The following is a 22,507-nucleotide window of genomic DNA, read 5'->3' as shown; positions in this document are numbered from 1 at the left end:
CCGCCCTATGCGTCGCTGACGCCCGCTTCGGCGAAGGTGGCCATGCCCGCGTGACAGGCGAGCGCGGTCTTGAGGATGCCAATCGCCAAGCCCGCGCCAGAGCCCTCCCCCAGACGCAGGTTCAACTCCAGCAGCGGCTCCTTGTCCAACGCGCCCAAGAGCCGCCGGTGACCGCTTTCCGCGCTGAGATGCCCCGCGACGCAGTGATCCAGCGCGCCGGGTGCCGTGCGCGCGAGGCTGAGCGCGGCGGCACAGCAGATGAAGCCGTCGAGGATCACCGGGATGCGCAAGGCCCGCGCCCGCGCCAAAGCTCCGGCCATCGCGGCCAATTCCCGCCCTCCGAGGCGGCGCAGCTGCTCTAGCCCATCGCCCTTGTCGGCATGCAGGACGACACCTTCAGCCACGACCTCGGTCTTCAGTGACAGGCCCGCGTCATTCACCCCGGTGCCGCGCCCGGTCCAGAACTCCGCCCCGCCGCCCAAAAGCGCCGTGACAAGTGCCGCCGCCGAGGTGGTGTTGGCGATGCCCATCTCACCCACGACAAGCAGATCGGCTTCGGGATTCACCGCCTCCCAGCCCGCCCGCAGCGCCTCAACGAATTCGTCTTCCGCCATCGCGGGCGCGACCGTGAAATCCTCGGTGGGCCTGTCCAAGGACAGCGGCACCACGTCGAGGCTCGCGCCATTGACCCGCGCGATCTGATTGATCGCCGCCCCGCCGTGCTGAAAATTCGCCACCATCTGCGCGGTCACCTCTGCCGGAAACGCCGAGACACCCCGCGCGGCGACCCCGTGGTTGCCTGCAAACACGATGATCTGAGGCGCGGCGATCTCGGCCCGCGCACCGCCGCGCCAGCCCCGATACCAGACCGCGAGGTCCTCCAACCGGCCAAGCGCGCCGGGGGGTTTGGTCAGCATGGCGTCATGGGCCCGCGCCTCTGCCATCGCCGCGTCGTCGCAGGCGGGCATCGCACGCAGCAGGCTGCGAAATTCGGTAAGACTGGCGAAAGACGTGTTCATATGCGGCCCTTTGCGGATTGATATTCAATCGTTTCTAGCCTTAGCCTGTCGGCGCTGAAAGTGCCGAAGGGGCGAAATAATGGCCATTCCCGACATCACCGCCCTGAGGCAGGCCTTCCGGCCCCGCGACATCGCCGTGGCCTTTGCCCTGCTGACCCGCCTGCCCCTGCCGCATTTCCACTTCCCGACGGTGGCGCACCGCCCCCCGGCCCGCAGCGCTTGGGCCTATCCATTGGTCGGGATCGTGCTGGCGCTGATTGCCGGGGCCGTCGGTATGGCGCTGACGCGCATGGGCGCGACGCCGCCGCTGGTCGCCGCCTTCGTGCTGCTGACACTCGTGATGCTAAGCGGGGCGATGCATGAGGATGGCCTTGCCGATTGCGCCGATGGGTTCTGGGGCGGCTGGACCCGCGAAAAGCGCCTGAAAATCATGAAAGACAGCGTGATCGGCACCTATGGCGTCGTGGCGCTGGTGCTGTCGCTTTTGCTGCGTTGGTATCTCATCAGCGAATTGATCACGGATGAGGCGCTGATCTGGGCGCTGGTCGTCGCCTCCTGCGGGTCGCGGGCGGCGATGGTCTGGGTGATGGACAGCCTGCCCACCGCCCGCCGCGATGGGCTGTCGGATCGCACAGGCCGCCCTGGCGAATTGGCAACCGCGGTTGCCGTGTTGATCGGCGTGGGGGTGATCGTGATGGCACCGGACTATTCGGCGTGGCGTTTAGCGCTGTTGGGGCTTCTGGCCGCGCTGGTGGTCCGTCAAATCGCCAAGCGCAAGATCGGCGGACAGACCGGAGATGTCTTAGGCGCCACCCAGCAAGTAACCGAAATTGCCCTGCTAACTGGCTGTCAGATGATGGCCTATGGCTGGCAGGCCATTCCATAAAAAAAACCACGCCCCCGGAAGGGACGCGGCCTTTTCTTAAATTCTGCGGCCTTTAGGCGGCGACGCGGCTTTCCAGCACATCGCCGACCTGTTTCGCAGCGGCGAGCTCGTCGCCCCCCGAAACAGCGGCCACTTCACGGGTCAGGCGCTCAAGCGCTGCTTCATAAAGCTGGCGCTCGGAATAGCTCTGCTCGCGCTGGTCGTCGGTGCGGTGCAGATCGCGCACGACCTCGGCAATGGCGATTAGATCGCCGGAGTTGATCTTTTGCTCATACTCCTGCGCGCGGCGGGACCACATGGCGCGCTTGACCTTGGCCTTGCCCTTGAGCGTTTTCATCGCATGGTTGATCACATCGGGTGTCGACAGGGCGCGCATGCCGATTTCGGTCGCCTTATGGGTCGGCACCCGCAGGGTCATTTTGTCTTTTTCAAAGGAAATTACGAAGAGCTCCAGCGCGATGCCGGCAACTTCCTGCTCCTCAATCGAGACGATCTGCCCGACGCCATGCGCAGGGTAGACGACGAATTCATTGGGGCGGAAATCAAGCTTTTTCGATTTGGTCATATAGATCGCTCCTTGGCGCGCGGGGGAAGCCCCGCCATTAACTCAGACACCTGAACAGCACGTAAAACGCATGCGAAGCGCAGCCTGAGCGGTCTGCGTTCGGGTGCGTTTGAGTTAGAAATGTGAGGTCAACCTTGGCAGCAGGGTCGAAACATTATCAGGCTCGTGTGTTACAGCTTGAAGACACTATAGCACAGAATCACGCCTTTCGGAAGCGCCCCCAAGCCAGCCTCGGCGGTTTCCCGGTCAATTCAGCGGGTTAACACTTAAAGTTGAGGTCACAGAGGCGCAACAAAGCGCGAATCGCCGTGCCTTAGCCGCCCTCGCCCGGTTTTTCGGAGAAGAGCTCCATCTTGCCCTCTTTGCCATCCATCTCCTCTGCTTCGGGCAACGGGTCTTTCTTGGTGATGATGACGGGCCAAAGTTCGGAATACTTGCGGTTGAACTCCACCCATTTTTCCATGTCCGGTTCGGTGTCCGGGCGGATTGCATCGGCGGGGCACTCAGGCTCGCAAACGCCGCAATCGATGCATTCATCGGGGTGGATCACCAGCATGTTCTCGCCTTCATAGAAGCAGTCCACCGGGCAGACTTCGACACAGTCGGTGTATTTGCAAGCGATGCAGGCGTCATTCACGATATAGGTCATGCGGAAACTCTGGCTGGATATGTGAGGGACTAGCTAAACTGGGGCGCGGGATCATTCAAGGTGGCGCGCCTTAGAAAGATCAAGCTGCCTGCGGTCGCGCTTGGTCGGGCGGCCCTTTCCCTCAAAACCGGGATTCTCGGGCTGTCTGTCCTTTGATTTGGGCTGCGGCGGGGACAGATCGGTGTAGAGCGTCTGCGCTTCGGGGGCCGGGCCGCGGCGATGGCCGATCGCCTCGATGCGGATCACCCGCACATGGTCGCCTTGCGAAAAAGTCAGCACATCGCCGGGGCCGACACTGCTGGCGCGTTTCTGCGTCGGCGTGCCGTTGATCCGAACCGCGCCGCCCGCCACCTGCGCGGCAGCGAGCGAACGGGTTTTGAAAAAGCGGGCGTGCCACAGCCATTTGTCCAGCCGCAGTTTCGCGCCCGCCTCCACTTACTTGTCGTCCTTCAGCCCCATCAGCGCGGCGGCAAAGGGGTTGTCAGGGTCGATCTGCTTTTCCTTGCGCGGAGGACGGGCAGAGAAGTTCTGCGACTTGCCGCCTTTGTCACCGCCGGGCTTGCGCCCCTTGCCCTTGGCAGGTTTGCCACGCGGCTTGCCCTGCCCTTGATTGCGATCCCCGCCGCGACGGTTGCCACCGCCATTGCCGCGCGGGCTGCGGGCCCATGTGAAGATGTAATAGGTCTCCATCTCCGGCCCGGCGACATCCGCGTCGGGCGCAGTGCCCTGCGGGATTTCTTCCGCTGGCACTTCGGGGATGTTGGTGTCGACCTCGGGGTCTTCCGATGCCACGTCCGCGATAGGTGCGATGCCGTCGTCGGGTATCTGCGCCACATCTGCGGGGCGGTCGTCGGGGTTGGTCTCATCTGAAGGAGTCTCGATGATACCGCCCGCAGGTTCCTCGGCAGCGACATCCATGATCGGCTTGTCCGCCGCATCGTCACCGGGAAGATCGCTGTCGAGTTTCTCGGGCACTACGGTATCGGCGGAAGGGGCCATCGCGTCATGGCTGCCGTCTTTGGGCATCACCACATCAACGGGTTTCACCTTAGTCCGCTCATCCTTCTCGGCCTTATAGCCAAGGCCCTCCATCAGGTCGGCGAATTGCTCAAGCGTCATGCCGGTGATCGAAAGCATGTCAGGCTTGGCCTCGAACCCACCGCGCGAATCTTCGGCCCGTAGCATATCAGCGAGACGTTCCAGCATGTCGATGCGGATCGCGCGTTTGCCGGCGTTGCGGTAGCCCGACATGGTGTCGGCCCCGGCGGGTGCTTCGGCCTCGACCGGGATGGTCACCAGGCCGGGCGGGGGGGATTCTGGGAATTCGTTCAGCCCTTTGGCCAGCGACCAGAGCACCAGACGCAGACGTGTCGGCGCGGGTTTGAGCATCAGCGGCATGAAGATGGTGAACTGTCCAAAACGAATGCCATGTTTACGCAGCGCACCACGGGCGTCTTGATCCAGCGCCTTAACATCCTCGGCCACTTGGGCGCGGGGCAGAATGCCGAAATTCTCAACCAGTTGGAAAGCAAAGCCTCGGGCAAGACCTGTTAACGTCTCGTCTTTGCTCAGCCCCAACAGAGGCTCGAACAGCGCAGCGACCTTGCGGTCAATGAAATGCTGCAAACGGCGCTTCACCTTCTCCGCCACTTCAGGCCCGGCGATATCGTCGACGAAAACCTCGACCTGCGGCTTCAGCGCGTCGCTGCCAGCGGTCAGTTTGCCCACCGCGGCGCTGCCCCACATGAGGCCGCCCTGTTCGGTAAAATCAATCTCGGTGTCCGGGGCGTTGTAGAACCGGTCGGCGCGCAGATGGAACTGCGGAGCCAAGGCCTGCAATGCGGCGGTCTTCACCGTTTTGTCTTCAGCCGCACCCGCGCCCTTGTCCACCCGAAAGCGGAACCCGTCCAGCTTGCCTACAAATTCACCTTCAACGGTGACTTCACCGGTCTCGTTTACATCGGCCACCATGGCTTCCTTCTGTCCAAGCCGGCGCAGCAATACACTCGTGCGCCGATCTACAAATCTTTGAGTCAAACGCTCGTGCAGAGCGTCCGACAAGCGGTCTTCTACGACACGCGTCGTGTCGCGCCAATGGCTTTCGTCCTTTGTCCAGCCCTTGCGCTGCGCAACGTAGGTCCATGTGCGAATAAACGCGAGTCGTTTGGACAACGCATCAATGTCGCCATCGGTTCGATCAATTCGTTTGATTTGTCGTGCGAGCCAATCATCGGGGATATATCCGCGCTGGTGCAGATCGTTGAAAATGGTCTCGAGCAACCCGGCATGTTCCGCATGGCTGATGCCGCGGAAATCGGGAATCCGGCAGACATCCCACAGGAGCCGCACCGAGGCGCCATCCGTGGCCCGGGCAAAAACCTCATCCACCTGCGCCAGCGCCTTGAGCGCGCGCAGATCGTCGGATTCCCGCGCCCTGACCAGCCGCTCATCTTCGGGAGGCATTTCCAAGGTCTTGATCAGGCGGTCAATGCTGCCGAATTGCAAAGCGTGGTTGCGCCAGTTGATCTTGTTCTGCGGGGTAAAGTTGTGATCCATGATCGCGCGGGCAACGTGATCGTCCAGCGCGGGCGCGTCCCCGGTGGTGCCAAAGGTGCCGGATTTGAACCCGCGCCCTGCCCGGCCAGCGATCTGTGCCAGTTCATTCGGGGCCAAGGGCCGCATCCGCCGCCCGTCAAACTTACTGAGCGCCGAGAAGGCCACATGATCGACATCGAGGTTCAACCCCATGCCGATGGCATCGGTGGCAACCAGATAGTCGACCTCTCCGTTTTGATACATCGCCACCTGCGCATTGCGCGTGCGCGGAGAGAGTGCGCCCATCACCACCGCCGCACCGCCCTTCTGGCGGCGGATCAGCTCGGCGATGGCATATACATTCTCAACAGAAAAGCCGACGATTGCGCTGCGGGGTTTCATCCGGCTTATCTTTTTCTGACCTGCATAGATCAATTCGCTCATCCGGTCGCGGCGCATGAAATCGACGCCCGGAACCAGCGCCGCGATGGTGCCGCGCATGGTGTCGGCCCCCATGAACAGCGTCTCATGCAGGCCCCGCGCGCGCAGCAGACGGTCGGTAAAGACGTGGCCGCGCTCGGGATCGGCGCAAAGCTGGATCTCGTCGATGGCCACGAAATCCGCGCCCATCTCCTGCGGCATCGCCTCAACAGTGCACACCCAATACTGCGTGCGCGGCGGCACGATCCGCTCTTCGCCCGTGACCAGCGCCACCACCGAGGGGCCGCGCGCCTTGACGATCCGGTCATAGACCTCACGCGCCAAGAGCCGCAGCGGCAGGCCGATCACCCCGGTCCGATGGGCCAGCATCCGTTCGATTGCATAGGTCGTCTTGCCGGTATTTGTCGGGCCGAGAACGGCCACGACGCGCTTGTTGCCTGCCACCTGTCTATCCTTGAATTAAAGCTCGCGCCCGATGCCGTCCCGGCGCAGCCCCTCAAGGGCCACGCGGGCGTCTTCGTGATGCGGGTTGAGGGCGAGCGTCTTGCGGTAAAGTGCGGCCGCGCGGCCCAGATCTCCGAACTCCTGTATCATCACGGCAAGGCCGAAGATCGCGTTGTAATTGTCGGGGTTCAGCGCCAGCGTCCGCTCCAAATCATCCAACGCGGGGCCATAGAGATCGGCCCCGTAATAGGCCTGCGCCCGGGCATGAAACCCTTCGGCGAAACCGGGGGCGTGATCGGTCAGCGCGGTCAAATGCTCGATCGCCAGACGTGCATCGCCATCCGCCATCGCCTCCCGTCCCCGCGTCAGCAGCAAATCCATCGCAGCCGAACCAGAGCGCTGCCAATGCGCCTCGATCTCATGGGCGATTCTGGGGGCCTCCTCCGCCGGGGCCTCGCGCAGCTTTTGCAACAGCTCGGGCGGAGCCTTCTCGGCCACGGCCATGCCCGCAAGCAACACAAAGCTACCAACTGCCGCAACGGTATGTTTGAGGTTGACGGGTATGATGCGCATAACAAAACTGAATGTAACAGGCTGCCGCCGCAATTCCAGACGTAGCGGGGCCAAATGCCAAAAAAGGGCGAGCGATGAGCGATATTGTGAACGAAGCGGTAGTGGTGCTGAACGAAAAGCTGGCCGGCAGCGATTTTGACGGCACGGCCAAGTTCGACATCGAAGGTGAAGGCACCGTGATGATGGACGAAAACGGCGCCCGCGCGGCGGACGAAGAGGCCGACGTGACGCTGAGCGCGGATGCCGGAACCTTCCAGTCCATCCTCGAAGGCGACACCAACCCCACATCCGCATTCATGACCGGCAAGCTTAAGATCGACGGCGACATGGGCATGGCGATGAAGCTCGCCGCTGTTCTCGGTTGATGCAGCTGGACCCGGCCCCGCTCTACACCGATATCGCCCCCGGCCCCGATGGGGGCCAAGCCCATTGGGCCGAGACATCGGATGGCAAGCGGATCAGGCTGGGTCATTGGCGCTGCGCAGGCGCGCGGGGCACGGTGCTGCTCTTCCCGGGGCGGACCGAATATATCGAAAAATACGGGCTTTGCGCCGCCGATTTCGCGCGGCGCGGCCTTGCCACCATGGCGATCGACTGGCGCGGTCAGGGACTGTCGGACCGGCTTTTACCGGATGCGCGCGTCGGCCATGTGGATGTTTTCAGCGACTATCAGAAAGACGTCGCCGCCATGCTGCGCGCCGCGCGCAGCCTGAACCTGCCGCGCCCCTATTTCCTGCTGGCCCACTCCATGGGCGGCTGCATCGGCCTGCGTGCCGTGATGGAAGGGCTGCCGGTGCAGGCCGTCGCCTTCACCGGCCCGATGTGGGGCATCTATGTCGTCCCGCATCTGCGCGCGCTGGCGTGGTCCTTGGCGCAATTCATGCCCCGCGTCGGACAGGGCCACCGCCTGCCCCCGGGCACCAAGATCGAAGCCTACCCTGCCATCGCCCCTTTCGAGGACAACCTGCTGACCACCGATCCGCAGATGTACGACATGATGCGCGATCAACTGGCCGCCCACCCCGAGCTGAGCCTCGGCGGCCCCAGCTTCGTCTGGCTGCGCGAGGCACTGGCCGAGACCAAACACCTCGCCGGACGCTCGGCGCCTAACATTCCCTGCGTCACCTACCTTGGCAGCAACGAGCGTATCGTCGCCACCGACCGCGTCCACAAGCGCATGGCGCAGTGGAAAGGCGGGCGGCTTGAGATCGTACCGGGCGGCGAGCATGAGGTGCTGTTGGAGAGGCCCGAGTTGCGCAAGCCGATCTTCGACGGGCTGGAAAAGCTCTATCTGGGCAATATCACCGGTTAACCCCGCGCCTTAACCCCGCGCCCGCGTCATTTTCCTGTGCAATCCGCCCGCGCCGCCTAGATTGCTTTGGATGACACGCGAACCCGTCCTCAGCTTCACCGAAAACGGCATCTACTGCGCCGCCGGTGATTTCTACATCGACCCCTGGCGCCCCGTCGCCCGGGCGCTGATCACCCACGGCCACGCCGACCACGCCCGCGACGGGATGGGCAGCTATCTGGCCACCCATGCCGCGCTGCCCGTGATGCGCCACCGTCTGGGCGAGATCGCCGTCGAGGGCATCGCCTATGGCGAGCGCCGCCAGATCGGCGGGGCCACGGTCTCCTTCCACCCGGCGGGCCATGTGCCGGGCAGCGCGCAAATCCGGGTCGAGGTCGGTGGCGAGGTTTGGGTCGCCTCGGGCGACTACAAGGTGATCGACGATGGCATGTCCGAGGCTTTCGAGCCCGTCCGCTGCCACCATTTCATCACTGAGAGCACCTTTGCCCTGCCGGTCTTCCGCTGGGCCCCACAGGCCGAGGTGGCAGCGCAGATCAACGACTGGTGGGCGGGCTGCAAGGCGGCGGGCAAGACGGCCTTCCTCGGGGCCTATTCGCTGGGCAAAGCACAGCGGCTTCTGTCGATGCTTGACCCCGAGATCGGTCCGATCCTGACCCATACGACGGTGGAGAACACCAACGAAGTGCTGCGCGGCCAAGACATCGCGCTGCCCGAGACCACGCTGGTCACGCCCGAGCTTAACCCCAAGGAACATCCCGGCGCGCTGGTGCTGGCCCCGCCCTCCGCGCTCGGCAGCCAATGGGCGCGGCGCTTCGGCGCGCAGGAAAGCGCCTTCGCCTCGGGCTGGATGGCGCTGCGCGGGGTGCGCAGGCGGCGCGCGGGGGATCGAGGCTTTGTCATCTCGGACCATGCGGATTGGCATGGGCTGCTCTGGGCAATCCGCGAGACCGGGGCGGAAAACATATATGTCACGCATGGTTACACGGATATCTTCACCCGTTACCTGAACGATCAGGGCTGGCACGCCGAAGTTGTTCCAACACAATTCGACAGCGACGGGGGCGACAACGAATGAAGGATTTCGCCGCCCTCTTCAACGCCGTCGACCAGACCACCAAGACCACGGTGAAGGTCGCCGCGCTGGCCGAATATTTCACCAGTGCCGTTGAGGATGACCGCCTCTGGACCGTCGCGCTTTTCTCCGGCCGCCGCCCGAAACGCGCGGTCACAACGACCAAACTGCGCGAATGGGCCTCCGAGGCCTCCGGCGTGCCGCTGTGGCTCTTCGAGGATAGCTACGCCATCGTCGGCGATCTGGCCGAAACCATCGCGCTGGTCCTGCCCCCGGTCGAGAGCGAGGACACCGGCACACTCACCTCTTGGATCAACGCCCTGCGCGAGTTGAAAGACGTCGACGACGCGGCGCGCAAGGAATTCGTGCTTTCGGCGTGGCAGCAACTCGGCGGCACCGAGCGGTTTCTCTTCAACAAGCTCATCACCGGCGGCTTTCGCATCGGCATCAGCCAGAAGTTGATGACCCGCGCCCTCTCGCGCGCCACTGGCCGGCCCGAAGCGGAGATGGCGCACCGCCTGATGGGCAACTGGCACCCCGACGACGTCACATGGCACAGCCTGATCGAGGCCGAGGACGCCAGCGCCGACGCCTCGCGCCCCTACCCCTTTTACCTCGCTTATGCGCTTGAGGACGGGCCGGAAGGCTTGGGCGAACCTGAGGACTGGCGGGCGGAGTGGAAATGGGACGGCATCCGTGGCCAACTCATCCTGCGCGACGGCGACTATTTCGTCTGGTCGCGCGGTGAGGAGTTGATGACGGACCGTTTCCCCGAATTGGCCCGTGCCGCCGATCACCTGCCGCCGGGCACCGTGCTCGACGGCGAATTGCTGGTCTGGCAGCCGGGGGCGGAATTCCCCTCCTCCTTCAATGCTTTGCAAGCCCGCATCGGACGCAAGACCGTACCGAAGAAGCTGCTGACGGAAGCCCCCGTCGTGCTGCACGCCTACGACCTGCTGGAATGGCAGGGCGAAGACATCCGCCACCGCCCCTTCGCCGAGCGCCGCGCCCTGCTGGAAGAGGCCGCCGCCGATTTGCCCGAGGACGCACCCGTCCGCCTCTCGCCCCAGCACCAATTCACTGATTGGGCCGAATTGGCCACCCTGCGCGAAACGGCGCGCGAGGCGCAGGCCGAGGGGCTGATGCTGAAACGCGCCGACAGCCCCTATCTTTCGGGCCGCAAGAAGGGCGACTGGTGGAAATGGAAGCTCGACCCGCTGACCATCGACGCGGTGATGATCTACGCGCAATCAGGCTCGGGCCGCCGCGCGAACCTCTTTACCGATTTCACCTTCGCGGTCTGGAACGGCAACGATCTGGTGCCCTTCACCAAGGCCTACTCCGGCCTCACCGACGCCGAGTTCCGCCAGATCACCGCTTGGGTGCGCAAGAACACGCAGCAACGCTTCGGCCCCGTGCGGCAGGTTACGCCGCACCATGTCTTCGAGATCGCCTTCGAGGGCATCCAGCCCAGCCCGCGCCATAAATCCGGCGTCGCCCTGCGCTTCCCGCGGATGCTGCGCTGGCGCAAGGACAAGCCGCTGCAAGAGGCCAACACCCTCGACGATCTGAAAGAAATGCTGCGCATCTACGGATAGGTTGTTCCGGCCCGCCCGGAGGCATAGATGTGACGAAACGCAAATGAGGTACACCGATGTTTCAGCTTCCCTTTCCGCTTCACGATGCCAACGCCAGCGCCGGGGGCAAAGACCTTGGCGATCTGCCGGAATGGGATCTGAGTGATCTCTATACCAGTGAAGACGCGCCCGAATTGAAACGCGACCTCGACTGGCTGGAGGAAGCCTGCGCCAGCTTCGCCGCCGATTACGAAGGCAATCTGGCCACGCTGGATGCCAAGGGTCTGCTCGACTGCGTGCTGCGCAACGAAAAGATCAATCAGGTCGCCGGGCGCATTATGTCCTTCGCGGGCCTGCGCTACTACCAGCAGACCACCGACGCGGGCCGGGCCAAGTTCATGTCCGACATGCAGGAGAAGATCACCGATTACACCACGCCGCTGGTGTTCTTCACGCTGGAGCTCAACAAGCTGCCTGACGATCACCTCGCCAAACTGCTGGACGAGAACCCCGACCTTGCGCGCTACAAGCCCGTCTTCGACCGGATCCGCGCGATGAAGCCCTACCAGCTGTCGGACGAGATGGAGAAGTTCCTGCACGACCTCGGCGTCGTCGGCGACGCATGGGAGCGCATGTTCGATGAGACCATCGCCGGGCTGGAGTTCGAGGTCGAGGGCGAGACGCTGAACATCGAAGGCACGCTGAACCTGCTGACCGACCCCGACCGCGCCAAGCGCGAGGCGGGTGCGCGGGAACTGGCCAATGTGCTCGGCCGCAACATCCGCACCTTCGCCCGGGTGCACAACACGCAAGTGAAGGAGAAAGAGGTCATCGACCGCTGGCGCGGTATGGAGACGCCGCAGACGGGCCGTCACCTCAGCAACCACGTTGAACCCGAGGTCGTCGAGGCCCTGCGCAACGCCGTGGTCGAAGCCTATCCGAAGCTGAGCCACCGCTATTATGAGCTCAAGCGCAAATGGCTGGGCCTTGATGTGATGCAGGTCTGGGACCGCAACGCGCCGCTGCCGATGGAAGACCCCAAGGTCGTCGACTGGGCGCAGGCCGAAGCGACTGTGATGGAGGCCTACAACGCCTTCGATCCGCGCATGGGCGAACTGGCCAAGCCGTTCTTCACCAAGGGCTGGATCGACGCGGGCGTGAAACCCGGCAAGGCGCCCGGGGCCTTCGCGCATCCCACCGTGACGGACGTGCACCCCTACGTGATGCTGAACTACCTCGGCAAACCGCGCGACGTGATGACACTGGCGCATGAGCTGGGCCACGGCGTGCACCAAGTGCTGGCCGCCGATCAGGGCGAAATGCTCTCCTCCACCCCGCTGACACTGGCCGAAACGGCGTCGGTCTTCGGCGAAATGCTGACCTTCCGCAAGATGCTCGACAAGGCTCAGACCCAAGCCGAGCGTAAGGTGCTGCTGGCGGGCAAGGTCGAGGACATGATCAACACGGTCGTGCGCCAGATCGCCTTCTATGACTTTGAGTGCAAACTACACGAGGCGCGCCGCGGCGGGGAGCTGACACCCGACGACATCAACGCGCTGTGGATGAGCGTTCAGGCCGAAAGCCTCGGGCCGGCGTTCGAGTACATGGAGGGCTACGAGACCTTCTGGGCCTATATCCCGCACTTCGTGCACTCGCCCTTCTACGTCTATGCCTATGCCTTCGGCGACGGCCTCGTGAACGCGCTCTACGCCGTCTACGCGGAAGGTGAAGAGGGCTTTGAAGAGAAGTATTTCGACATGCTGAAAGCGGGCGGATCGAAGCACCACAAAGAGCTGCTCGCCCCCTTTGGCCTTGATGCCAGCGACCCGGCTTTCTGGGACAAGGGCCTGTCGATGATCTCTGACATGATCGACGAACTGGAAGCGATGGAGGACTGATGTCCCGCGCCGAGCGCATGAAAGAAAGGTTCGCACCCTTCTTTGTCTGGATTCAACGGCGGGTGCCGCCCGGATTTAGATTTGCGCTCGGCCTGCTGCTCATCTGTGGCGGCATCCTCGGGTTCTTGCCGATCCTCGGATTCTGGATGCTGCCGCTTGGCCTCATGGTGGCGGCGATGGATGTGCGGCTATTTCGGCGCTGGCGCTCCCTTCGCCGCAGACGGCGGGCAGAACGGCCTTGAGGTCACTTCAACTGGCTGTCTTTCGAGCCACGCCGATTAATTCCGCCGCGCATCTGCGCCTGCCCGTCTCGTTCCCGCACGCAGTCGATACAAAGCTTTACCCCCGGCAGCGCCATGCGCCGCGCCTCTGGAATCGGCTCTTCGCATTCCGCGCAATGGGTGCGGCTCTCGCCCACTGGCGCGCGGCGCGCTTTTAACCGCGCCAGTTCGTCGGAAATGGAGGCTTCGATCTGCTCGCTCACCGCGCCATCGCGTGTCCATCCACCTGCCATGTTGCGCCCTCCTTATGCGGTTCACTCCAGAGATATGGGGCGCAGCGGCGGCATGTCACGGCTTCACCCGGGATATGTCCCCCGCCCCAAGGTTTATTAAATGGGGCGCGCAGACAAATAAACACCCCCAAAAGGGGGTGCAGTTGCTAGGCATTGGGCTGTGAGTCAAGCAGCACGCAGGGTCGTATCTCCTCCATTCAAGCAGTTTAGCAGGGTGGACAGGGTGACGGCGCTTTGAATGAGCCGTCGGCGAAGCTCTTGTCGCTGGCCGGCAGGGCGCAGCGGAACGTTGGTGCGCAGGTAGACCCTTTGCGGCATGGCGGCGGGATGGCAGGTATAGGTCACTTCAACCATCGCCTCGACCCGGCCAAAGTCGCGGGCATAATGTACACTATGAAATCGGGCGTCGCAGATGGTAAGAGTGACGGGGCATTCATCGGACGGGTGACCAATGGTGACGGGATCATAGCTGCGTTTGCGGCGGAGAATGTCACCTGCATTGAGGGACGTGATGGGGCCGGGTGTTTCTGGCGCGGGTGAGCAGCTTGGCATGTCTGATCCTCTTCCTAATCGTCTGGTCGCTTATCTTCCCTTTCTATGGGCCTTTGCGTTCTCTGAGGTGCCGCTTTTGCCCAACCTGTATACATGTTGTCGGGCTTAATTGTGGCAGAAATGGGGCAAGAACTTGCCGACAATGGGGGGGGAACGTATAATTCGCCAAACTTTATTCACATTTCCTATGCGAAAGGGAGGTCTACCTCTCCTTTTCGACCTCTAGCAGCCAGTTCTCCTGAAGCCGGTTTTCGATCGCTTCGGGGAAATGACTGCGCACCAAGGCGATGGCTTCCGCAGCGGGCATTCCGGCCCCGATCAGCAACCACGCCGCGATCAGCCCACTGCGCCCCGCGCCGTATTGGCAGGAAAGGGCAACCGTCTCTCCTGCTTCTAGCGCCGCCTCGAAACGCACCCGGTGTGCAGGCCATTCGGCTAAGAATCTATCGCAAGGGACGTTGAAATCTTCGATCGGCGCGAAAGAGAGCCTTAAGCCAAGAGACTGTGAAGTCATTAAAATCAAGGGAAAAGCTCCGTCAGACAGCTCGACCTCCTCGGTAAGAACCAGCAACTCACGCGCCCCAGCCGCGCGCAGGCCTTCCAAGGTTTCCCGCATCTGTTGAGGATCGAGGTAAGCGCTGCCATCGACATGGGTCAACAGCCCCGGAAAGCCCGTCATCGCCAGATGCCCGCCGCGGGGCGTGGGGATAACAGCGCGTATCGAGGTCGCTTCAGGATCGAAGAAAGGCACATCATGAGACATAAAAACATCCATAGAATTTGAGTAACGGCAGGAGCACCTGTATACATGTTAAATAGGTAAAATCGAACAGACGAAGGATGCCGGGCAATGTCTACCCAAGTCAAATCCTGCGCCGCGATTGCAGAAGCGCTTCGGACGGACATCTGCCTGAACCGGAACATCGCCGACGGCATGCTGCATGAGGTGGCCCTCGCCCAGCGTTTCGGCGTGTCCCGCACGCCCATTCGGCAAGCGTTGCAACGCTTGGCCTATGAACGCATGATCGCCGTGAAATCCGGCGTAGGGTCTGTCGTGACCCCTTTGGACGCGCCCATGCGCGCGAATGACATTCGCGCGGCTGGGGCGATTATCGAAGCCGCCGGCAAATGTGCACCGCCCTCCCCCGCCCCACCGGCGCACTTCATGCCACTCGCCGGGATTCTGGGCATGATGGACCTCGCCCCGCTGGACAATGCCGAGGCGTTTTTCGACATCCGCGCCCGGCTTTTGAACGCCCTATCGGAGATGATCGAAAATCCGATCCTCAGCGACGCCTTTCGCGCGGCCTATTGGCGGCTGATCAGATGGTCCCTGCGTGATTTCGACACCGCGCCGGAACCTCAGATCGTGCATCTGCGGGCGGTGCTGCAAGCCGCTGCCCGGGCGATGCAGTCGGGCACGATCGGCGCCTGTTTCGGAGAAGTCGCAAGGCTCGAAAGCCAGCTCATCGAACCCCGAATTTAATAAAGAAAAGCCCCGCTTCAAAGAAGCGGGGCCCTCTGCATCATCTGGATCAGCCGTTAGCTGGCCGCCAACATGCCCTTTTCCTTCGCCAAGTCGCGCATCCGCTTTTGCAGCTTCTCGAAGGCGCGCACTTCGATCTGGCGGATCCGCTCGCGGCTGACATCGTATTGCGCCGAGAGGTCTTCGAGCGTGACCGTCTCATCCGCCAGGCGACGCTGGGTCAGAATGTCCTTCTCGCGCTCGTTCAGCACGTCCAAAGCCTCTGCTAGCATCTCACGCCGGGTTTCCAGCTCGTCACGCTCCGCATAGTCGCCCGCTTGGTCGGCGTCTTCGTCCTCCAACCAATCTTGCCACTGCATCGTGCCTTCGCCTTCGGACCCGACGGTGGCGTTGAGCGAGGCATCCCCGCCCGACATCCGCCGGTTCATGGAGACGACCTCATCTTCGGTCACGCCGAGTTGGGTCGCGATCTCTTTCACGTTTTCAGGGCGCAAATCGCCCTCTTCCAGCGCGCCGATCTTGTTCTTGGCCTTACGCAGGTTGAAGAACAGCTTTTTCTGACCCGAGGTTGTGCCGAGCTTGACCAGCGACCACGACCGCAGGATATATTCCTGAATCGAGGCGCGAATCCACCACATCGCATAGGTGGCAAGGCGGAAGCCCTTCTCAGGGTCGAAACGTTTCACCGCCTGCATCAGGCCGACGTTCGCTTCCGAGATCACCTCGGACTGTGGCAATCCATAGCCGCGGTAGCCCATCGCGATCTTCGCCGCGAGGCGCAGGTGAGAGGTGACCATCTTATGCGCGGCTTCGGTGTCTTGCTCTTCGACCCAGCGTTTGGCCAGCATGTATTCTTCCTCAGGCTCCAGCAGCGGGAACTTGCGGATCTCTTGCATATAGCGGTTCAGCCCGCCTTCGGGCGTTGGTGCGGGCAGATTTGCATAATTTGCCATGTCTTGTCCCTTTCCCCAGTTTAATCGGGGCCTATGTTATTTCGCTTAACATGCAATATGGGCGGCCCCCTTCGTGCTTTCAAGACAGAAGCATTCACGCTTTTGTTCATGACTGCACAGTTTCTGTGGACAAAACGTAACCGATCCTTAGGCGGTTCCGCGGGGCGGCGGGGTCACGCCGATGTGGCGGTGGGGCCGTCGCGCAGCAGGTCCAGCAGGGCCGCCATATCGGGCGGCAGCGGTGCTTCGAAACGCAGGTTCTCACCAGTCACCGGATGTTCGAACCCCAGAACGGCAGCGTGCAGCGCTTGGCGGGGGAAGGCACGGATTGCTTCGGCGGTGGCCTCAGGCAAGGCCGTCTTGGCCAGTTTGCGCCGCCCGCCATAGGTCGCATCCCCCACCAAACCATGGCCCGCGTGGGACATATGCACGCGGATTTGATGCGTGCGCCCCGTCTCAAGCCAGCATTCCAGCAGCGCCAGTACGGGCGGGGTGCCGAAACGCTCAACCGTGCGGGCACGGGTCACCGCGTGCCGCCCGCCTTGAAACAGCACCGCCTGCCGCTGGCGGTCGGTCTTGTGCCGCGCCAGTTGGGTGGTCATCCGCAGGATATTCCCCGCCTCGAAAGACGCGCCTTTGACGCCCCGCAGGCGCGGGTCATTGGCATCCGGCACCCCATAGACGAGGGTCTGGTAATAACGCTCTACGGTATGTTTCTCGAACTGCGCCGCCAGCCCGTGATGCGCCGCATCAGATTTGGCGACGACGAGCAGGCCGGTGGTATCCTTGTCGATCCGGTGCACGATGCCGGGCCGTTTCATTCCGCCCACACCAGAGAGATCATCGCCGCAATGCGCCAGCAATGCGTTGACCAGGGTGCCGGAGGGCGAGCCCGGCGCGGGGTGCACCACCATGCCCGCGGGTTTGTCGATCACGATCAGGTCGTCATCCTCAAAGACCACCGAAAGGGGGATGTCCTCAGGCAGGATGTGGCTTTCCGCCGCCTCTTCGACCGTGATCTGCACCGCCTGCCCTTCGGCGACTTTGGCGCGGGGGTCTTGGACCACGACACCGTCCAGCGTGACAGCGCCTTCGGTGATCAAACGGCCCAACCGCGTGCGCGACAGGTTCGCTTCCTCTGGCACATCGCGGGCCAGCGCCTTATCAAGACGGGCGGGCGGGCTATCGTTCAGAATGAAATCAATACGGCGGTGAGACATGGACACGGACAACCCTGATGAACCGGCGAACCTGCGGTTTCTGCGGCGGATGGTGACGGTCTTGACCGTCGTGATGATTGGCGGGGTTCTAGTGCTGATCTTCGTGCTTGTCACCCGCCTGAGCGATCAGGGCCCGACCATGCCGCGCAGCATCACCCTGCCCGATGGCAGCAGCGCCCAAGCGTTTACGCAGGGGCGCGGCTGGTATGCGGTGGTGACGGATGCGGATGAGATCCTGATCTTTGACCAGCTGACCGGCGCATTGCGCCAGACGGTCGTGATCGAGTAATCAGCCGCGGATCGTTTTGGCGAAGGTCGAATAGATCGGCTCGTTCGCGCAGATGATCTCACCATGTTGCAGGATGTTGCGCTCAGGGCGGATCGGCTCGACAAGGCCACCAGCCTCTTTGACGATCAACATGCCCGCGGCCACATCCCATGGCTTCAGACGACGCTCCCAGAAGCCATCGTAACGGCCCGAGGCGACATAGGCGAGATCGAGCGATGCCGCGCCCCAGCGGCGCACACCGGCGCAGACGGGCAGCAGGCGGCCCAAATCCTTGAGCGTTTCAGGCAGATCGGCACGGCCCCCGAAAGGCAGACCTGTGGCAAAGATCGACTCGATCATACGGTGACGGCCCGAAACCCGCAGGCGCCCTTCGTTCATCCAAGCGCCGGTGCCTTTCTCGGCAAAAAACATTTCGTCCTTGGCGGGGTCAAAGACCACACCGGCAACGATCTCGCCCTTATGCTCCAACGCGATGGAGATGGCCCAATGCGGCAGACCGTGCAGAAAGTTCGTCGTGCCATCCAGCGGGTCGACGATCCAGCGGCGGGTCGGGTCTTGGCCCTCTTCCTCGCCTCCCTCTTCGGCCAGCCAGCCATAGGTCGGACGCGCGCCCATGAGGTCGTCTTTGATAATCTTCTCGGCGCCGATATCGGCCTTGGTCACGAAATCGCCCGCGCCCTTGACCGAGACCTGAAGGTTCTCGACCTCGCGGAAATCCTTGACCAATGCACGCCCCGCTTTGCGTGCCGCCTTGATCATGATGTTGAGATTCGCACTGCCGATCATTGTTCGCGCCCTTTGATGGATAAGGCGGGACGTATAGGGCGCAAGAGCGCAATTGCCAAGGGGGCAGAAACCTGCACCGCTTATTGATTCTTGCGCGCCTCACGGGTTGCATTCAGAGCGCGAGGGAACACCTTGGACGCTGTAGCAACCAGCACGAAGGAAACCCCATGTCCGACCAGATGCAGAGAATCGTCCTCGCCTCCCGCCCCGATGGCGCACCCACGCCCGAGAACTTCCGCCTTGAAAGCGCGGATATCCCGCAGCCGGGCGACGGCGAAATTCTGGTCGAAGTGCATTACATGTCGCTCGACCCATACATGCGGGGCCGGATGGACGATGCCAAATCCTATGCCGATCCTGTGCCCATCGGCGGGCTGATGGAAGGCGGCAGTGTGGGCAAAGTGATCGCCTCCAATGACCCCAGCTTTGCCGAGGGCGACTTTGCCTTTGGCGCATTCGGCTGGGCCACCCATGGCGTCGCCCCGGCGAAACAGTGTCAGAAGGTCGATGCCGAAGGCGTGCCGATCACCGCCTCGCTCGGCGTGCTGGGCATGCCCGGCCTGACCGGCTGGTACGGTTTGAACGACATCGGCCAGCCTAAAGAGGGCGAGACCCTCGTCGTGGCCGCCGCCACCGGCCCCGTCGGCTCGATCGTAGGGCAGTTGGCCAAGGCCAAAGGGCTGCGCACTGTGGGCATCGCAGGCGGAGCCGAGAAATGCGAGATCGCCACCCGCGATTTCGGCTTTGACGTCTGCCTTGATCACCGCGCCTATGACGATGCCAAATCCCTGCGCACCGCCCTGAAAGAGGCCGCACCGGATGGCATTGATATCTATTACGAAAACGTCGGCGGCAAGGTGCTGGACGCGGTGCTGCCGCTGATGAACCCCCATGGCCGGATCCCGCTTTGCGGCATGATCGCATGGTATAACGCGGGCGGACTGGGTGCCGATGCCGAAGGCGCTGGCCTCACCGCGCCGCGGCTATGGCGCACGATTTTGGTGAACTTCCTCACCGTGCGCGGCTTCATCATCTCGAACCACTGGGACCAGATGCCGAAGTTTCAACGCGAAGTGGCCCCAATGGTCGCCGATGGCCGCGTGAAGGTGAAAGAGGACATCACCGAAGGGCTGGAGAATGCGCCGCAGGCCTTCATCGACATGCTGAATGGCGGGAACACCGGCAAGGCCATCGTTAAGGTGAAGTAAACGTTGAAATGCGTCGTTCCGCCTTGTGGAACGGCGCGTTCACCCACCCGGCCCGGCGTCAAGCCGCAGGCGCCGGGCCATCGCTCAGGCCCGCTGCAACTTCCGCGCCTCCTGCCCGGCCAGCTTTAGCAACTCATCCATGAACGGCTTGCCCAGATCATCCCGCCGCACCGCCGCATAAAGCCGCCGCGTGATCCCCTCGGCCGTCAAAGGCCGCGTCACGTAATCGGAGGAATATTTCACCTCCCGCACCACCCAATCCGGCAGGACCGAGACCCCGCGGTTGGACGCCACCAGCAACAGGATCACCGCCGTCAGCTCTACCTGCCGGATCGTCGCAGGCTCGACCTTGGCGGGGATCAACAACTGGCTGAACACGTCCAGCCGGGTCCGTTCCACCGGATAGGTAATCAATGTCTCCCCGCGAAAATCAGCCGCCTCGACAAAGGACTTTTCCGCCAAAGGATGGCTTTGCGAAGCTACGAAAACCGGATTGTAATCAAACAGTTCGACAAATTCGACACCCGGCAGTTCCTCAGGGTCCGAGGAGACCACCAGATCAACCTCCTCCCGCAACAGCGCAGGCAGCGCGTCGAAGGCGAGACCGGGACGGATATCGACATCCACATCCGGCCAATGGCGGCGGAACTGCTCCAACACCGGGAAGAGCCACTCGAAACAGGCATGACATTCGATCGCGATATGCATCCGCCCCGTGCTGCCCGCCCGCAGGCCCGAAAACTCGTCCTGCAAGGCTTCGACCTGCGGCAAGACCTGCTGTGCGAGCTTCAACAGCCTCTGCCCCGCGGGCGATAACTTCAACGGTTTCGAGCGCCGCACAAAGAGTTCGACCCCCGCCTGATCCTCCAACCCCTTCACCTGATGACTTAACGCCGATTGCGTGATATTCATCTGATCCGCCGCGCGGGCCAAGCCGCCCGCCTCGTGGATGGCCTTGATTGTGCGCAGGTGACGGAACTCAATGTGCATTTGAGGCATTACTCATGTTCAAGATGAATGTTATGAATTTGTCTCACAAGGCTAGATGTGAGACAAGACGTGAAACCGCCAAAAGGATCTCTCAATGACCACGCCTGCCGTTTCCTTCGAAGTCTTCCCGCCCCGCACCGTCGGCGCGGCGTTCAAACTGTGGGATGCGGCGCAGGCATTGGCCCCGCTGGCGCCGCGTTTCTTCTCTGTCACCTACGGCGCGGGTGGCACCACGCGCGATCTCACCCATGATTCGGCGCATGTGCTGCACCGCACCTCGGGCCTGCCCGTTGCAGGCCATCTGACCTGCGTCGGCGCCAGCCGGGCGGAGACGCTCGACGTGGCCGATAAATTCGCCGAAGCAGGCATCAAGGACATCGTCGCCCTGCGCGGCGACCCGCAAGCGGGCACCGACAAGTTCGTGCCCCACCCCGAAGGCTTCGCCGACAGTTGCGAGTTGATCGAGGCGCTGGCGAAAACCGGCAAATTCACCATCCGCGTCGGCGCCTACCCCGACCCGCACCCCGAAGCGGCAGACCAACAGGCCAATATCGACTGGCTGAAACGCAAGTTCGACGCGGGCGCGGATGAGGCCCTGACCCAGTTCTTCTTTGAGGCGGAGACCTTCCTGCGTTTCCGCGACGCCTGCGTGAAAGCGGGCATCGACAAGCCGATCACGCCGGGCATCTTGCCAGTGGTGAACTGGACCTCGGCCCGTAAATTCGCCGTCAAATGCGGCACCCCGGTCCCAGAATGGGTCGACCAAGCCTATGAGGCCGCGATCCGCGATGACCGGCACGACCTGCTGGCCCAAGCCATGTGCACCGAACTGTGCAGCGAGTTGATCGATGAAGGTGTGGATGCGCTGCATTTCTACACGCTCAACCGCGCGGAACTCACCCGCGACGTCTGCCGCGCCATCGGTGTGACCCCGCAGGTTGATCTCTCGGACGTCGCGTAAGCGCTGTCCCTCCGGCAGGGGGGCTTGCCCCTGCCCCGCGCGGGCGTATCCTCCGGCGAAATTCACTTGCCGGAGAAGACCATGCCCCGCATCGCCCAAAGCCCTGCTGACCTTTTGTCCCAATCCGAAGCGCTCAAGCTTTCGGGGCTGGAGTTCATGCAGGCCATTCTCGATGGCACCAACCCTGGCCCGCCCATCGGCCAGACCATGGGCTATGCGCTGCATTCGGTCGAAGAGGGCCGCATCGTCTTCCGCGGCGCGCCGAGCTTTGCCATGACAAACCCGATGGGCACGGTGCACGGCGGTTGGTACGGCACGCTGCTCGATTCAGCGATGGCCTGCGCGGTGATGACGAAAATCCCCCGCGGCTCGGTCTATACCACTTTGGAATACAAGATTAATATCCTGCGCGGCCTGCCTTTGGGGATGGAGATCGACTGTATCGGGGCGACAGACCATGTGGGCCGTTCGACCGGTGTCGCACATGGCGAGATCCGCGGCGTCGAAGATGGCAAGCTTTATGCCACAGGCTCCACCACCTGCATCGTGATGAAGCTTGCCTAAGCCCATCCACGAA

At 62.7% G+C, this 22,507-nt stretch carries 25 protein-coding genes; 12 read left to right on the top strand and 13 right to left on the bottom strand.

The window, feature by feature from the left end; translation table 11 throughout:
- Positions 1–5: 5 nt before the first annotated feature.
- Entirely contained in the window at positions 6–1,019 is a 1,014-nt protein-coding gene (gene cobT, locus ACGYLD_RS00550) for a nicotinate-nucleotide--dimethylbenzimidazole phosphoribosyltransferase (protein ID WP_271691710.1), read from the bottom strand.
- Between the two features lie 79 nt (positions 1,020–1,098).
- On the opposite strand from cobT, the gene cobS reads away from it, so the two are divergent.
- On the top strand, positions 1,099–1,905 hold the full coding sequence (gene cobS, locus ACGYLD_RS00545) for an adenosylcobinamide-GDP ribazoletransferase (protein WP_271691711.1): 807 nt from the start codon (positions 1,099–1,101) through the stop codon (positions 1,903–1,905).
- A 52-nt stretch (positions 1,906–1,957) separates the two neighbouring features.
- Here the strand turns inward: cobS and ACGYLD_RS00540 are convergent, their stop codons facing one another.
- From ACGYLD_RS00540 to ACGYLD_RS00520, 5 genes are all read right to left on the bottom strand, one after another.
- On the bottom strand, positions 1,958–2,470 hold the full coding sequence (locus ACGYLD_RS00540; protein ID WP_007120274.1) for a CarD family transcriptional regulator: 513 nt from the start codon (positions 2,468–2,470) through the stop codon (positions 1,958–1,960).
- A gap of 313 nt (positions 2,471–2,783) precedes the next feature.
- On the bottom strand, positions 2,784–3,119 hold the full coding sequence (gene fdxA / locus ACGYLD_RS00535) for a ferredoxin FdxA (protein ID WP_067262482.1): 336 nt from the start codon (positions 3,117–3,119) through the stop codon (positions 2,784–2,786).
- Positions 3,120–3,170: 51 nt separating this feature from the next.
- Positions 3,171–3,554 (bottom strand): RNA-binding S4 domain-containing protein, encoded by a 384-nt coding sequence (locus ACGYLD_RS00530; protein WP_271689608.1) that lies wholly within the window; start codon positions 3,552–3,554, stop codon positions 3,171–3,173.
- Complete coding sequence (locus ACGYLD_RS00525; RefSeq protein ID WP_394400557.1) at positions 3,555–6,539, bottom strand: helicase-related protein; 2,985 nt, start codon at positions 6,537–6,539, stop codon at positions 3,555–3,557. It abuts the gene before it with no gap.
- A 15-nt stretch (positions 6,540–6,554) separates the two neighbouring features.
- Positions 6,555–7,112, bottom strand: coding sequence for a hypothetical protein (locus tag ACGYLD_RS00520; protein ID WP_271691716.1), 558 nt, complete (start codon positions 7,110–7,112; stop codon positions 6,555–6,557).
- 74 nt (positions 7,113–7,186) lie between these two features.
- On the opposite strand from ACGYLD_RS00520, the gene ACGYLD_RS00515 reads away from it, so the two are divergent.
- The 6 genes from ACGYLD_RS00515 (at position 7,187) to ACGYLD_RS00490 (ending at position 13,213) form a co-directional block, all read left to right on the top strand.
- Positions 7,187–7,477 (top strand): SCP2 sterol-binding domain-containing protein, encoded by a 291-nt coding sequence (locus ACGYLD_RS00515; RefSeq protein ID WP_271691717.1) that lies wholly within the window; start codon positions 7,187–7,189, stop codon positions 7,475–7,477.
- The gene (locus tag ACGYLD_RS00510) at positions 7,477–8,424 is read left to right on the top strand and encodes an alpha/beta fold hydrolase (RefSeq protein ID WP_271691718.1); all 948 of its coding nucleotides are present in this window, start codon (positions 7,477–7,479) and stop codon (positions 8,422–8,424) included. Before ACGYLD_RS00515 ends, ACGYLD_RS00510 begins: the two co-directional genes overlap by 1 nt.
- 70 nt (positions 8,425–8,494) lie before the next feature.
- Positions 8,495–9,499 (top strand): ligase-associated DNA damage response exonuclease, encoded by a 1,005-nt coding sequence (locus ACGYLD_RS00505; RefSeq protein WP_271691719.1) that lies wholly within the window; start codon positions 8,495–8,497, stop codon positions 9,497–9,499.
- The gene (locus ACGYLD_RS00500; protein ID WP_271691720.1) at positions 9,496–11,094 is read left to right on the top strand and encodes an ATP-dependent DNA ligase; all 1,599 of its coding nucleotides are present in this window, start codon (positions 9,496–9,498) and stop codon (positions 11,092–11,094) included. Before ACGYLD_RS00505 ends, ACGYLD_RS00500 begins: the two co-directional genes overlap by 4 nt.
- A 56-nt stretch (positions 11,095–11,150) precedes the next feature.
- On the top strand, positions 11,151–12,971 hold the full coding sequence (locus ACGYLD_RS00495; protein ID WP_271691721.1) for a M3 family oligoendopeptidase: 1,821 nt from the start codon (positions 11,151–11,153) through the stop codon (positions 12,969–12,971).
- On the top strand, positions 12,971–13,213 hold the full coding sequence (locus ACGYLD_RS00490; protein WP_067262457.1) for a hypothetical protein: 243 nt from the start codon (positions 12,971–12,973) through the stop codon (positions 13,211–13,213). Before ACGYLD_RS00495 ends, ACGYLD_RS00490 begins: the two co-directional genes overlap by 1 nt.
- Positions 13,214–13,215: 2 nt before the next feature.
- Here ACGYLD_RS00490 and ACGYLD_RS00485 read toward each other — a convergent pair whose 3' ends face one another.
- The 3 genes from ACGYLD_RS00485 to ACGYLD_RS00475 all read right to left on the bottom strand — a co-directional run bounded on the left by ACGYLD_RS00485 (position 13,216) and on the right by ACGYLD_RS00475 (position 14,800).
- Complete coding sequence (locus ACGYLD_RS00485; RefSeq protein ID WP_067262455.1) at positions 13,216–13,485, bottom strand: DksA/TraR family C4-type zinc finger protein; 270 nt, start codon at positions 13,483–13,485, stop codon at positions 13,216–13,218.
- Positions 13,486–13,650: 165 nt separating this feature from the next.
- The gene (locus tag ACGYLD_RS00480) at positions 13,651–14,037 is read right to left on the bottom strand and encodes a hypothetical protein (protein ID WP_271691722.1); all 387 of its coding nucleotides are present in this window, start codon (positions 14,035–14,037) and stop codon (positions 13,651–13,653) included.
- A gap of 202 nt (positions 14,038–14,239) precedes the next feature.
- A complete protein-coding gene (locus ACGYLD_RS00475) occupies positions 14,240–14,800 on the bottom strand; it encodes a hypothetical protein (RefSeq protein ID WP_271691724.1) in 561 nt (186 codons plus the stop codon).
- 87 nt (positions 14,801–14,887) lie between these two features.
- Between ACGYLD_RS00475 and ACGYLD_RS00470 the strand changes: the two genes are divergently transcribed.
- Entirely contained in the window at positions 14,888–15,523 is a 636-nt protein-coding gene (locus ACGYLD_RS00470; RefSeq protein ID WP_271691726.1) for a GntR family transcriptional regulator, read from the top strand.
- A 56-nt stretch (positions 15,524–15,579) separates the two neighbouring features.
- On the opposite strand, the gene rpoH is transcribed toward ACGYLD_RS00470, so the two are convergent.
- Both rpoH and ACGYLD_RS00460 read right to left on the bottom strand, forming a co-directional pair.
- The gene (rpoH, locus tag ACGYLD_RS00465) at positions 15,580–16,476 is read right to left on the bottom strand and encodes an RNA polymerase sigma factor RpoH (protein WP_394400549.1); all 897 of its coding nucleotides are present in this window, start codon (positions 16,474–16,476) and stop codon (positions 15,580–15,582) included.
- Positions 16,477–16,649: 173 nt separating this feature from the next.
- Positions 16,650–17,696 (bottom strand): RluA family pseudouridine synthase, encoded by a 1,047-nt coding sequence (locus ACGYLD_RS00460; protein WP_271691727.1) that lies wholly within the window; start codon positions 17,694–17,696, stop codon positions 16,650–16,652.
- Between ACGYLD_RS00460 and ACGYLD_RS00455 the strand changes: the two genes are divergently transcribed.
- Complete coding sequence (locus tag ACGYLD_RS00455) at positions 17,695–17,985, top strand: DUF6476 family protein (RefSeq protein ID WP_271691728.1); 291 nt, start codon at positions 17,695–17,697, stop codon at positions 17,983–17,985. The genes ACGYLD_RS00460 and ACGYLD_RS00455 overlap by 2 nt on opposite strands.
- Here the strand turns inward: ACGYLD_RS00455 and ACGYLD_RS00450 are convergent, their stop codons facing one another.
- On the bottom strand, positions 17,986–18,771 hold the full coding sequence (locus ACGYLD_RS00450) for an inositol monophosphatase family protein (RefSeq protein ID WP_067264836.1): 786 nt from the start codon (positions 18,769–18,771) through the stop codon (positions 17,986–17,988). It lies immediately after the preceding gene.
- Positions 18,772–18,938: 167 nt separating this feature from the next.
- Between ACGYLD_RS00450 and ACGYLD_RS00445 the strand changes: the two genes are divergently transcribed.
- Complete coding sequence (locus ACGYLD_RS00445) at positions 18,939–19,979, top strand: NADP-dependent oxidoreductase (RefSeq protein ID WP_394400545.1); 1,041 nt, start codon at positions 18,939–18,941, stop codon at positions 19,977–19,979.
- 84 nt (positions 19,980–20,063) lie between these two features.
- Here ACGYLD_RS00445 and ACGYLD_RS00440 read toward each other — a convergent pair whose 3' ends face one another.
- Entirely contained in the window at positions 20,064–20,969 is a 906-nt protein-coding gene (locus ACGYLD_RS00440) for a LysR family transcriptional regulator (protein ID WP_394400542.1), read from the bottom strand.
- Between the two features lie 94 nt (positions 20,970–21,063).
- On the opposite strand from ACGYLD_RS00440, the gene ACGYLD_RS00435 reads away from it, so the two are divergent.
- Both ACGYLD_RS00435 and ACGYLD_RS00430 read left to right on the top strand, forming a co-directional pair.
- Complete coding sequence (locus ACGYLD_RS00435; protein WP_067264828.1) at positions 21,064–21,930, top strand: methylenetetrahydrofolate reductase; 867 nt, start codon at positions 21,064–21,066, stop codon at positions 21,928–21,930.
- 81 nt (positions 21,931–22,011) lie between these two features.
- Positions 22,012–22,494 carry a PaaI family thioesterase gene (locus ACGYLD_RS00430; protein ID WP_394400539.1) on the top strand — a complete coding sequence of 161 codons (483 nt, stop codon included), beginning with the start codon at positions 22,012–22,014 and terminating at the stop codon, positions 22,492–22,494.
- Positions 22,495–22,507 lie beyond the last annotated feature (13 nt).

Origin of the sequence: Sulfitobacter sp. 1A12056, from assembly GCF_043558125.1 — a bacterium.
GTDB classification, from domain to species: domain Bacteria; phylum Pseudomonadota; class Alphaproteobacteria; order Rhodobacterales; family Rhodobacteraceae; genus Sulfitobacter; species Sulfitobacter faviae.
Note: the sequence above shows the minus strand (reverse complement) of the source record. Positions and strands in the feature narration are given on the sequence as shown.